The sequence below is a fragment of the Aestuariimicrobium sp. G57 genome (genome assembly GCF_050110855.1).
GTDB lineage: Bacteria > Actinomycetota > Actinomycetes > Propionibacteriales > Propionibacteriaceae > Aestuariimicrobium.
In genome coordinates, this window is the sequence record NZ_JBNINW010000006.1 from 85,409 (window position 1) to 97,378 (window position 11,970).

Annotated in this window: 12 protein-coding genes and 1 tRNA gene; 12 read left to right on the forward strand and 1 reads right to left on the reverse strand. The window is 68.6% G+C overall.

Going from position 1 to position 11,970, the window contains the following annotated elements:
• Nucleotides 1-14 precede the first annotated feature (14 nt).
• The 10 genes from obgE (at nt 15) to ACQCX5_RS13205 (ending at nt 10,035) form a co-directional block, all read left to right on the forward strand.
• A complete protein-coding gene (gene obgE, locus ACQCX5_RS13160; protein ID WP_434542496.1) occupies nt 15-1,691 on the forward strand; it encodes a GTPase ObgE in 1,677 nt (558 codons plus the stop codon).
• The gene (gene proB / locus ACQCX5_RS13165; protein ID WP_434542497.1) at nt 1,681-2,859 is read left to right on the forward strand and encodes a glutamate 5-kinase; all 1,179 of its coding nucleotides are present in this window, start codon (nt 1,681-1,683) and stop codon (nt 2,857-2,859) included. The genes obgE and proB overlap by 11 nt, the downstream gene beginning before the upstream one ends.
• A gap of 44 nt (nt 2,860-2,903) precedes the next feature.
• Nucleotides 2,904-3,560 (forward strand): SemiSWEET family sugar transporter, encoded by a 657-nt coding sequence (locus tag ACQCX5_RS13170; protein ID WP_434542498.1) that lies wholly within the window; start codon nt 2,904-2,906, stop codon nt 3,558-3,560.
• Nucleotides 3,561-4,334: 774 nt separating this feature from the next.
• Nucleotides 4,335-5,576, forward strand: coding sequence for a glutamate-5-semialdehyde dehydrogenase (locus tag ACQCX5_RS13175; RefSeq protein WP_434542499.1), 1,242 nt, complete (start codon nt 4,335-4,337; stop codon nt 5,574-5,576).
• Between the two features lie 302 nt (nt 5,577-5,878).
• On the forward strand, nt 5,879-6,547 hold the full coding sequence (gene nadD / locus ACQCX5_RS13180; RefSeq protein ID WP_434542559.1) for a nicotinate-nucleotide adenylyltransferase: 669 nt from the start codon (nt 5,879-5,881) through the stop codon (nt 6,545-6,547).
• On the forward strand, nt 6,544-6,963 hold the full coding sequence (gene rsfS / locus ACQCX5_RS13185; RefSeq protein ID WP_434542500.1) for a ribosome silencing factor: 420 nt from the start codon (nt 6,544-6,546) through the stop codon (nt 6,961-6,963). The genes nadD and rsfS overlap by 4 nt, the downstream gene beginning before the upstream one ends.
• A 91-nt stretch (nt 6,964-7,054) precedes the next feature.
• A complete protein-coding gene (locus ACQCX5_RS13190) occupies nt 7,055-7,708 on the forward strand; it encodes a histidine phosphatase family protein (RefSeq protein WP_434542501.1) in 654 nt (217 codons plus the stop codon).
• Nucleotides 7,709-7,828: 120 nt separating this feature from the next.
• Nucleotides 7,829-7,901 (forward strand) — tRNA-Ala (locus ACQCX5_RS13195).
• Nucleotides 7,902-8,026: 125 nt separating this feature from the next.
• Nucleotides 8,027-9,034 (forward strand): CobW family GTP-binding protein, encoded by a 1,008-nt coding sequence (locus tag ACQCX5_RS13200; protein WP_434542502.1) that lies wholly within the window; start codon nt 8,027-8,029, stop codon nt 9,032-9,034.
• Nucleotides 9,031-10,035, forward strand: a complete 1,005-nt coding sequence (locus tag ACQCX5_RS13205; RefSeq protein ID WP_434542503.1) for a WD40 repeat domain-containing protein — start codon at nt 9,031-9,033, stop codon at nt 10,033-10,035. The genes ACQCX5_RS13200 and ACQCX5_RS13205 overlap by 4 nt, the downstream gene beginning before the upstream one ends.
• A 42-nt stretch (nt 10,036-10,077) precedes the next feature.
• On the opposite strand, the gene ACQCX5_RS13210 is transcribed toward ACQCX5_RS13205, so the two are convergent.
• Nucleotides 10,078-10,662, reverse strand: coding sequence for a dihydrofolate reductase family protein (locus ACQCX5_RS13210; protein ID WP_434542504.1), 585 nt, complete (start codon nt 10,660-10,662; stop codon nt 10,078-10,080).
• Between the two features lie 130 nt (nt 10,663-10,792).
• On the opposite strand from ACQCX5_RS13210, the gene ACQCX5_RS13215 reads away from it, so the two are divergent.
• Both ACQCX5_RS13215 and ACQCX5_RS13220 read left to right on the forward strand, forming a co-directional pair.
• A complete protein-coding gene (locus ACQCX5_RS13215; protein ID WP_434542505.1) occupies nt 10,793-11,452 on the forward strand; it encodes a winged helix-turn-helix transcriptional regulator in 660 nt (219 codons plus the stop codon).
• A 192-nt stretch (nt 11,453-11,644) separates the two neighbouring features.
• Nucleotides 11,645-11,944 (forward strand): trimeric intracellular cation channel family protein, encoded by a 300-nt coding sequence (locus ACQCX5_RS13220; RefSeq protein ID WP_434542506.1) that lies wholly within the window; start codon nt 11,645-11,647, stop codon nt 11,942-11,944.
• The last annotated feature ends 26 nt before the right edge of the window (nt 11,945-11,970 follow it).

The window sequence follows — 11,970 nt, forward strand, 5'->3', positions numbered from 1 at the left end:
ATCCTGGAGCACACATGGCCATCCCATCCTTCGTCGACCGCGTGACCCTCAAGGTCAGCGCTGGCAACGGCGGGCACGGTGTTGCCTCGGTGCGCCGCGAAAAGTTCAAGCCGCTCGGCGGCCCCGACGGTGGCAACGGCGGTGACGGTGGCTCGGTGATCCTTGAGGTCGACCCGCAGGTCACCACCCTGGTCGACTACCACCACCAGTCGCACCGCAAGGCCACCAACGGCCAGCCAGGCAAGGGCGACCACCAGAACGGCGCCACCGGTGCCGACATCGTGCTGCCCGTGCCCGAGGGCACCGTGGTCACAGATGCCGACACCGGCCAGCTGCTGGCCGACCTGACCGGCGCGGGTTCGCGCCTGGTCGTGGCCCACGGCGGAAAGGGCGGGCTGGGCAACGCCGCACTCGCCACCGCCGCGCGCAAGGCGCCCGGGTTCGCGCTGCTCGGTGAGGACGGTGAGGAACGCACCCTGCAGCTTGAGCTGAAGGTCGTGGCCGACGTCGGTCTGGTGGGCTTTCCCAGCGCCGGCAAGTCATCCCTGATCGCAGCCATCAGCCGTGCCCGGCCCAAGATCGCCGACTACCCGTTCACCACGTTGGTGCCCAACCTGGGTGTCGTGCTCGCCGGTGAGTCGACCTTCACTGTCGCGGACGTCCCTGGGCTGATCGAGGGTGCCTCTGAGGGGCGGGGCCTCGGCTTCGACTTCCTGCGCCACATCGAGCGCTGCCAGGCCATCGTCCACGTCATCGACACCGCGACGTTCGAACCCGGGCGTGACCCGCTCAGCGACCTGCGCACCATCGAGGCCGAGCTCACCGCCCACGGCGGGCTCGAGGACCGTCCGCGGCTGGTTGCCCTGAACAAGGTCGACGTGCCCGACGGGGCCGACATCGCGTCAATGGTGCAGGCCGACATTGAGGCGCTGGGGCTGAAGGTGTTCCCGATCTCGACGAAGTCGGGCGAGGGTCTCAAGGCGCTCACCTTCGCGATGGCCGAGATCGTCGAGGCGCGCCGGGCCACACTGCCGCCGCCCAAGCCCGTGACGACTGTGTTGACGCCGACCCCGGTCGGTGGCCGCGAGGAGTTCACCATCAAGCGCCAGGGCGATGGTGAGGGCGGGTTCCTGTGGCGCGTGAGCGGCACCAAGCCGGAACGCTGGGTGCGCCAGACCGACTTCAACAACCCCGAGGCCGTGGGCTACCTGTCCGACCGGCTCAACCGGCTGGGGGTCGAAGAGAAGCTGGCCAAGCTCGGCGCCGTCCAGGGCGACGCAGTCGCCATCGGCGGCGAGGACGCGGTCATCTTCGACTTCGCCCCGCAGATTGAATCGGGCGCCGAGATCCTGGCCCGCCGCGGCGAGGACCAGCGCCTCGAGCACGAACGCCCCGCCGCCACCCGCCGTCGTGCCGAGGACGCCGAATACCGTGCCGCCCGCGCCGAGCGTGGCGTGGTGGGCCGCGACGACACAGGACGATCCTGGCGTGCGGTCGACTATGCCGTCACGGGGCTGGAGGACGAGGAACGGGCCCCGGCCGACCCGCAGTCGCTGTGGGACGAGGACTGGCAGGACGACGAGGACCAGTTCGATGACGAGCCCGTCGACCAGGACGCGGACGACGCCGCCGAGGACGATGTCGAGGTCGATGTCGAGGTCGAGTGGGTGGGCCGCCCCGATGAGCGCTGAGCCGACCACCACGGGCGCACGCGAGGCCCTGCGCGAGGCCTCGCGGATCGTGGTCAAGGTCGGTTCATCGTCCCTGACCACCGCCGAGGGTGGGCTCGACCCTGCCCGGCTCGAGGCCCTCGTCGAGACCCTCGTCGACGTGCGCGCCAGCGGCAAGCAGGTCGTGCTGATCTCATCCGGTGCGATCGCCGCCGGCCTGGCCCCGCTCGGCATGAGCTCCCGTCCGCGGGGGCTCGCCGAACAGCAGGCTGCTGCTTCAGTGGGGCAGGGCCTGCTCGTGCGGGCCTATACGGAGGCCTTTGGGCGCCATGGGCTGCAGGTCGGCCAGGTGCTGCTGACCGTCGACGACCTGACCCGGCAGTCGACGTACAAGAACGCCGGCCGCACGCTCACGGCGCTGCTGCGCATGCAGGCCGTGCCGGTCGTCAACGAGAACGACACGGTCGCCACCCATGAGATCCGCTTCGGCGACAACGACCGGCTTGCTGCGCTGGTGGCCCAGCTGGTGCGCGCCGATGCGTTGGTGCTGCTGACCGACGTCGATGCGCTCTACACCGCCCACCCCAGCGAGCCCGGTTCCAGGGCCATCCGGCACGTGCCCGACGTCGAGGCACTCGAGGTCGACACCTCACGCACCGGCTCGGCCATCGGCACCGGAGGCATGGTCACCAAGCTCGAGGCGGCCCAGATCGCCACCAGCGCCGGCATCCCGGTGCTGCTGACCAGCGCCACCCATGTACGTGAGGGGCTCTACGGTCACGACATCGACGGCGAACCTGTAGGCACGTGGTTCGAACCCATCGACAAGCGCCGCCCGCGCCGGCTGCTGTGGCTGGCCCACATCAGCAACACCCGCGGTCGGCTGTTCATCGACGCGGGTGCCGTGCGGGCCCTCACCCTGGGCGGGGCGTCGCTGCTCGCGGTCGGTGTCACCGGCTTCGAGGGCGACTTCGTCGCGGGTGACCCCGTCGACATCGTGGCGCCGAACGGGGTGGCCGTGGCCCGCGGCCTGGTCGGGTTCTCGTCCGATGACCTGCCGGCGATGGTCGGGCGCAGCAGCCAGCAGCTGGCCGACTCGCTCGGCACGGAGTACGAACGCGCGCTGGTGCACCGCGACGTGCTGGTGCTGCTGCACCAGCCGGTGGGCTCGCGGAACGGGTCTGCTTGAATTGGTCGTGGCCTGTGTGGGCTGCGCGTTGTGAATGAGGAACAGTGATTGACGTTCTCGGGTGGGCCGCCGCGGTCGCCGGTGCCACCTTGTCGTTGCCGCAACTGGTGCGGCTGATCCGGTCGAAGGTCTCGGCCGGGCTCTCACTGCTGATGTGGCAGTTGCTGGTCTCGGCCGGCTTCGGCTGGACCGTCCACGGCCTGGTCGTGGGCCGACCCAACATGTGGGTGCCCAACTTCATCGTCGCCTGCTGCTCGGTCGTGATCATCCGGCTCATCGGGCGCGATCGTGCGCTGCCGGCATGGAAGGTGTGGGTCGTGCCAGTAGCCGTGCTCGCGGCACTGGTGACCATCGACGCGGTGTGGGGGGCCGTGGCCTATGGCGTGGCCACCTCGGTGCCGCAGGTGATCGGCGCATTCGCGCAGTTCGTCGACGTGGTGCGCGAGGTCGACATCCGTGGGATCAGCCCGTTCTTCGTGGTCGCGGCCGTGGTGGTGCAGGGATTGTGGTGGGCCTGGGGCTATCTCGTCCCCGAAATGGCGGTGTTCGTGTCGGCGAGCGCCAACGGGGCTGTCGCGCTGCTGACTCTGCTGTGGTACATCGCCCGGCAGCTCGGTGCGCCGCCGCTGTGGCCGCAGGCACGCACTGCGGACGCCGCCCACGAGGTGGCCGGGACGCCGGGGGTCGACGCGGCGGTGTAGGCAGCCGACCGGAACCCTTGAGTTGCACGGTGCTCCTGTGTGGTGTCGCCGCGCTCCCTTCGAGGGTGGTTCCGGGGTGAGCGTGGCGAGTCCACTGGGAGGGTCGTGCGCTCGCGGGGGGAGCGGTAGCACTCCAGGTGCACGTTGACACCTTTGTGTACGCGTCGATACCTGTCGACGGGTGTCGGGGTGCACCCAAGGGTGTCGGCGTGGCCGCTCCGGCGCCAGCGTGCCGGTTGGGGTGTCGACGTGGACGAAGCATGCCGCCGGTCTTGGACGAGCCGGGGGCTGGTGAGGGGCCTGGCTGGTGCTCGTCCGCGCACCCCGACGTGCACAAGCGGCGTGGGTGCCGGTTCTGCAGGTGATTCGGCCGATCCGGGGTGCATACGCGGCGTGGGTGCCAGTTGTGCAGGTTCTTGGACGAGCCGGGGCTGGTGAACGGCCCGCGCTCATGCTCGTCGACGCACAAAACCTGCATACGGGGCGTGGGTGCCGGTTCTGCAGGTGATTCGGCCGATCCGGGGTGCATACGCGGCGTGGGTGCCAGTTGTGCAGGTTCTTGGACGAGCCGGGGCTGGTGAACGGCCCGCGCTCATGCTCGTCGACGCACAAAACCTGCATACGGGGCGTGGGTGCCGGTTCTGCAGGTGATTCGGCCGATCCGGGGTGCACACGCGGCGTGGGTGCCAGTTGTGCAGGTTCTTGGATGAGTCCGGACATGACCGCCAGCTGGGCCACCGGACCCCACCCGGGGTCCCCGTCTAGGCTTGCTGCATGGATTTCCAGACCCAGGCCCGTGCCGCCCGCGTCGCTGCCCGCGAACTCGCCACCACCCAGCGTGACCGCAAGGACGCCGGTCTGCATGCCATGGCCGATGCGCTGCTCGCCGCCACCGACGAGGTGCTGGCTGCCAACGCGATCGACGTCGAGACCGCCAAGCAGGCGGGCACAGGCACCGCCCTGGTCGACCGGCTGACGCTCACGAAGGCCCGCATCGAGGGCATGGCCCAGGGCCTGCGCGACCTGGCCGGGCTCAACGACCCGGTCGGAGAGGTCGTGCGGGGCTGGCGCACCGCCACGGGGTTGAACATCTCGCAGGTGCGGGTGCCCATGGGCGTGATCGGCATCATCTATGAGGCCCGGCCGAATGTCACCGCCGACGCTGCCGGCATCTGCCTCAAGTCGGGCAATGCGTCGCTGTTGCGGGGCTCGTCGTCGACGATCAACTCCAACCGGGCCGTGGTCAAGGCGCTGCACGCCGGGCTCGAGGCGGCCGGGTTGCCTGTGGACGCCGTGAACCTGGTTGAGGGTGGCCGTGAGGTGACGACCGAGATGATGCAGGCGCGCGGCCTGGTCGACGTGCTGATCCCGCGCGGGGGAGCAGGCCTGATCAATGCCGTGGTCACCGGTTCGCAGGTGCCCGTCATCGAGACCGGCACCGGCAACTGCCACCTCTACGTCGATGCCTCGGCCGACCTCGACATGGCCGTCGAGATCGCCATGAACGCGAAGACCCAGCGCCCGAGCGTGTGCAATGCGCTCGAGACGGTGCTGGTGCACACCGATGTCGCCGAGCAGTTCTGGGCACTGGCCGACAAGGCCCTGTCCGGTGCCGGGGTGACGGTGCATGCCGACGCGCCCACCCGTGCCTACGTCCCCGGGGCCGTGGCGGCGTCCGACGACGACTTCGAGGGTGAGGCGCTCACGCTTGACCTGTCCGCCAAGGTCGTCAGTGGCATCGATGAGGCGATCGAGCACATCCAGCGCTACACGACCGGGCATTCCGAGACGATCGTCAGTGAGGACGCCGAGGCCATCGACGAGTTCGTCAACCGCATCGATGCGGCGGCGGTGCTGGTCAATGCCTCGAGCCGGTTCGTCGACGGCGGTGAGTTCGGGTTCGGTGCCGAGATCGGTATCAGCACCCAGAAGCTGCACGCCCGCGGCCCGATGGGGCTGGCCGAGATGACGTCGACCAAGTACATCGTGCTCGGGCGCGGTCAGACACGCGGCTGACGGCCGGGTTTCGCTAGGCTGTCGCCATGTTGCTGCTTGAAACCAACTTTTGGCCGTACGTCATCGCCGGCATCGCGATCTTTGCCCTGCTTGGGTGCCTCGCCGTCGTCATGGGCTACGGCAACAGCCGCCGCCACAGCTGAGCGAGTGACGCGACCACGCGCGTGACGCACGTTCCCACCACCAGCCACGGGTCTTCGACACACGGGTCTTCGGTTCACGTACCCCAGCCGCCGGATGCGACCGGCAACCCCGGCCACCGCGAGGGCCTGCTCGGCAGCCGCCGGCACCGGCTGGGAGTGATGGGTGGCACGTTCGACCCCATCCACCACGGCCACCTGGTGGCGGCCAGTGAGGCCGCTGCGCGGTTCCACCTCGACGAGGTGGTGTTCGTGCCCACCGGCATCCCGTGGCAGAAGGCTGGTCGGGCGGTCTCACATTCCGAGGACCGCTACCTGATGACCGTCATCGCGACGGCATCGAACCCGCGGTTCTCGGTCTCACGCGTCGACATCGACCGGGCGGGCAACACCTACACCGTCGACACGCTCAAAGACCTGCGCAAGGTGCGTGGGCCCGACACCGACCTGTACTTCATCACCGGCGCCGATGCGCTCGCGAAGATCCTGACCTGGCGTGGTGCCGATGAACTGTTCGACCTGGCGAAATTCGTGGGCGTGTCTCGTCCGGGGGTCGAACTTGGGCAGGACGACATCTCGCACCTGCCGGCCGACAAGGTGACGTTGCTCGAGATCCCGGCCATGGCGATCTCGTCGACCGCCTGCCGCGAACGGATCAGTGAGGGCCTGCCCATCTGGTACCTGGTGCCTGACGGCATCGTGCAGTACATCGCCAAGCGGGGCCTGTACGCGACAGGGTTCGCCGACCCCACCAATGACATCACCGTGACCGAACCGGGCTCGCCCGAGCCCATCGGCACGTCCACCAGCACCACCGAGGGAGACGCATGACCGCCACCGAAGAAGCCATGAACACCGCCCAGCTGGCGGCCGAGGCCGCCGATGCCAAGCAGGGTCGCAGCATCGTGGCGTTCGACGTCTCGGAGCACCTGGCCATCACCGACATCTTCCTGGTCGTGAGCGCCTCGAATGAGCGCGCGGTGGGTGCCATCGTCGATGCCATCGAAGAGAAGCTGCTGACGGTCGGACTGAAGCCGGTGCGCCGCGAGGGCGACCGCGAGAACCGGTGGGTGCTGCTCGACTACCTCGATGTGGTGGTGCACGTGCAACATGACGAAGAGCGTGAGATCTACTCCCTCGAGCGGCTGTGGCGCGATGCGCCGGCGATCGCCCTGAACCTGCCGGACCACTCGGCGGACGATGCTGCGGGCGAGGCCGGTGCCGGTGGCCCCGAGTACACCGTCTGAATTGCCGGCCCAGGTCTCGTCCGCGGGTGGGCACCGGGACTGACCAGGGCGATAGGGTCAGGGCGACGTAACCGCGACCCCGGAGGATGCCATGACGACCACCCTGATCCTGCTGCGCCACGGCCAGACCGACTGGAACGCCGAGGGGCGGTTCCAGGGACAGCACGACGTGCCGCTGAACGACATCGGCATCGGTCAGGCCGAGATGGCCGGACGCGCGCTGGCGACGATGCGACCCGAGGTGATCTATTGCTCCCCGCTCGGCCGCACTCGGCAGACGGCCGAGCCGCTGGCCCGGATCACCGGACTTGACCCGATCTTTGACGACCGGCTCAAGGAGATCCACGTCGGCACCTGGGAGGGCCTGTCGTGGCAGCAGGTCGACGAGATCGACCCTGCCTTCCGTGAGGGGCTGCGGGCCGGCGAGGACATGCGCCGCTCGGCCGAGGGCGAGACCGCCATGGAGACCGGCGAGCGCAGCGCGGCGGCATTGCGAGACATCGCGGCGGCGCACCACGGCCAGCGGGTCGTCGTCGTCTCGCACGGCATCGCGCTGAAGCAGGGCATCGCGGCATTCCTGGGCTGGGATTGGGAGCACAGCACCAACCTTGGCCACTTCGACAACTGCTCGTGGGCGGTGCTGCAGCAGGTGCCTGCGGGCTGGGTGCTGGCGGCCTACAACGTCAACGCGCAGGCCGTGATGGCGCTGCTGGCAGACCCGTCGGCCGAGCAGCAGGAGGTCTGAGGGGCCGGGGGTTTGGCCTCGTCCACGCTCGTTTTGCGTTCGTCGCAAAGAGTGCGCTAACCTCTTCTAGTCCCAAGCGGGGGCCGCAAGGCCGAAGGGAGGGGGCCCGCCGCAAGGCATGGGGCTATGGCGCAGTTGGTAGCGCGCTTCCATGGCATGGAAGAGGTCAGGGGTTCGAATCCCCTTAGCTCCACAAACAGCGAACAACACACAAGAAGCCCGGCCATCAGGCCGGGCTTTTTTGTTGTCCGCGCCCCCGTCTTGCAAATGAGAATGATTCTCATTAGAGTGAAGGCCTGCCCACGTTGAAAGGCCTCCATGACTGCCACCGCCACCACGGACACCCGCGTGCCCGTCACCGTGCTCACCGGATTTCTCGGGTCGGGCAAGACCACGCTGCTCAACCGCATCCTCACCGAGCAGCACGGGCAGCGCATCGCCGTGATCGAGAACGAGTACGGCGAGGTCGGCATCGACGACGCCCTGGTCTACGACTCCGATGAAGAGATTTTCGAGATGAACAACGGCTGCATCTGCTGCACCGTGCGCGGCGACCTCATCCGCATCCTGGGTACGCTGATGAAGCGTCCTGACCCGTTCGACCGCATCGTCATCGAGACCACGGGCCTCGCCGACCCGGCCCCGGTGGCCCAGACGTTCTTCGTCGACGACGAACTGCGCGCCCAGCTGCGCCTCGACGCGATCATCACGATGGTCGATGCACGCCACATCCTGGAACACCTCGACGAGGTCAAGCCCGAGGGCGTCGAGAACGAGGCCGTCGAGCAGGTGGCCTTCGCCGACCGGCTGGTGCTCAACAAGACCGACCTGGTCGACCGGGACGAACTCGAGACCGTCGTCACCCGGCTGCGTGGCGTCAATGCGATGGCCGACATCCTTCCTGCACAGCATGCCGATGTCGATCTGGCCGGCGTGCTCGACGTCGGTGCGTTCGCGCTCGACCGGGTGCTCGAGACCGACCCGACCTTCCTCACCCAGACCGACCACCAGCACGACCTGACCGTCGGCTCGGTCGGCATCGAAACCGAGGGCGCCATCGACGTCGACAAGCTCAACGACTGGCTGGGCAAGATGCTGGGGCAGCGCGGCCAGGACATCTTCCGGTCCAAGGGCATCCTGAACATCAACGGCATGGACAACCAGTACGTCTTCCAGGCCGTGCACATGCTGTTCGACGGCGACGAGGGCCGCCCCTGGGCCGAGGGTGAGCCCCGCCTCAACCGCATGGTGTTCATCGGACGAAACCTCGACCGCGACGAACTCACCGAAGAGTTCAACGCCTGCCTGGTCGGCGCGGGGCAGTGAGCGCCCGCGAATCCACCCACCACGTCGACGCCGAGATCACCACCTTCGCGGTGAGGGCATTGGACGACCGCGCCGTGGTCGCCCTCGGCACCGCCGACGGCACCAGCTGGTGGATCGACCTGGTCGATGCCTCGCAGTACTCGACTGCGACCGACGTGGACCTGCCCACCGGCATCGCCATCCACCCGCACCGCGACGAGGTCACCCTCACCGGCCCGCGTGGGTACGCCGTGTGGCGTCCGGGGTATGGCGTCGAGCAGCAGCTGGGCCGCGGCTGGGGCAGCGCTGCTGCCTACGCCCATGGCGGTGACCTGGCGGTGGCGGTGGGCCGGACGGTGCGGATCCATGCCGATGCCGAGGGCTCGGAGCCGTATGTCTCGGCCCCGGCCCCCAGCACCGTCACCGACGTGGCATGGACCCCGCAGGGCAACCGGGTGGCGGCGAGCGCCTACGGCGGGGTCTACGTCCATGACGGCCGCGCCGCTGAACCCGTCCGCGTCTACCCCTACCTGGGGTCGCACCTGGCGGTTGCCGTCAACCCGAACCGGCGCTGGGTCTGCAGCGGCAACCAGGACGCCAGCGTGCACATCTGGCGCACCTCGGACGGTGAAGAACTGCAGATGACCGGGTTTCCGCAGAAGGTGACCCGGCTGGCGTTCGACGACACCGGCCGCTGGATGGCCAACAACGGTGCCGAAGAGGTCGCCGTCTGGGACTTCATCGGGCAGGGCCCGGGCGGTCGCAACGCCCTGATGCTGCCCGGGCACAGCCGGGTGGTCGACCTCGACTGGCGTCCCGGGCAGGGCGGCCGGTTGGTCACAGCGGGCGCCGAGGGTGGCGTGCGGCTCTGGAACCTGACTGGGGCGAAGGCCGGCCAGCGCCGGCGGATCCCCGGTCGTGCGCTCGCGTTCGACGACGCACTGGGCGCGCGTTGGTTGGGTACCGACCGGGTGGTGGTCACGCGAGCGGATGGGGTCGTGAGCGTGGTGGGCATCAGCTGATACCCAGGGTGCTGGACCTCGTCGGTGTGTTCGCCGACCGTTTCAGGGGTGCAGGGTGGGTCGGTAGGTGAGCTGCTGGATGTTCCCGTCGAAGGTCCGGCTGTCGAGCAGTTCGAGGTCGAAGTCGGCGGCTCCGCCGAAAATCGGCTCGGTGCCGGTGCTGCCGCTGATCACGGGGAAGATCGTCACCTGGATCGCGTCGACGAGTCCCGCGGCCATGAGCGCATGGTTGCTCGCGAGACTGCCGTGCGAGCGCAGCGGGGTGTTGGAATCGGCCTTGAGGCGCGCGACCGCATCGGTGACGTCGCCGGGAACGAGCGTCGCGTCGGGCCAATCCAGCGGACCGACGAGCGTATTCGACACCACGGTGGTCGGCAGGTGCCGCATCCGCGTGACCCAGTTGTCGTGGACCCCGGAATCGGTCGGGCCCGTGGCCAGCATCTGCGCGAAGGACCGGAAGGTATTCGCGCCGAGCACGAGCCGGACGTCTTCGCTGTACTGGGCCAGGCGTTGGGCGAGAAACTCGGGCCCCTGCTTTCCCCAGTACCCGCCCCAGTCGCCGTGCTCGTTGTACGAGCCGTAGCCGTCGAGGGTGCTGAAGATGTCCCAGGTATAGGTGGCGGTCATGATGACTCCTTTGTCGTAGCCGTCGGGGTGATGTACTCGACCACGTGCTGCACGACGTGATCCATCGTCCTCGCAACTTCATTTAGTAAAGCAAACTTGCCGTTCGGAAGTCAACTGGTAATGTCAGTGCATGGCGAGTCGGGAGTACGGGCAGTTCTGTGGGTTGGCGCGCGCCGCCGAGATCGTGGGGCAGCGGTGGACACTGCTGATCCTGCGTGACCTGCTGGTCGGGCCGCGGCGTTACTCCGACCTCGCCGCCGGATTGCCGGGCATTCCGTCCAACCTGCTGTCCTCCCGACTGAAGGAGCTGGAACAGGACGGCTTGGTCACCCGCGAGGCACGATCCGGGGCGGACCGGGCAATCGTGTACAGGGTGACCCCGCACGGTGCTGCACTGCAACCGGCCCTCGACGCCCTCTCTCGCTGGGGAGCCGCTGGGATGCGCGAGCCGCGGGAGGGCGAGATCGTCACCGAGGCTTCCCTGATCTCCGCGTTGCGCGTCGCGGCCGGGGGCGGAAGGTCACCGGCGAAGCCGCTCGCGTTCACGATCAGGGCCGGCGACATCGTGGTCCACGCACTGGCAGTCGACGGCGCCATGCAGGTCGGTGCGGGCGCCGCGGCGGATGCCGACCTCGTGATCGAAGCGGGTCCGGCGTTCCGCGACCTGTTGGCGGGCACGCTAACCCCTCGGTCTGCGCTTGCCGAGGGACTGGTGGCGATCCAGGGCGACCCGGCGCTGCTCGATGACTTCACATCCATCTTCCGCGTTCCCTATGGCCCGAACGCGTAAAGAGCGTAGGCCTGCGCACCTGCGGACGCCCGCCCGAGAATCAGCTGTCGCCGCAGCGGACCGGGACTCCATGGCACCCCCGTTGGGCTGAACGTCGCGACGCTCCACTCTGCTGACACAGTGTCAGCAGAGTGGAGCAGCCCCGGCATATCGTGTGAGCTGTCACTACCACTGGCAGGGGAGGAGCGCTGGGTGGAACCCATCCACGTGTCCGAGCTGTTCCGGGTGCTGGACCTCGTCGGGGTGTTCGCCAACGCGATCCTGGGTGGTCTGGTGGCCCGGGAATTGCGGCTCGACCCCATCGGGTTCGCCACGCTGGCGGTGCTCTCGGGGCTGGGCGGCGGCATGCTGCGCGACGTGCTGCTCGGGCAGGGCCCCCCGGCTGCGCTGCTCGACTATGCCTACCTGGTCACCGCGCTGGCGGGCGCGGCGTTGAGCTACCTGCTCAACGTCAGCGGGTCCCGCCTGGCAGCGAATCTGGCCTGTCATTGATGCTGTCGCGCTCGGCACCTGGGCGG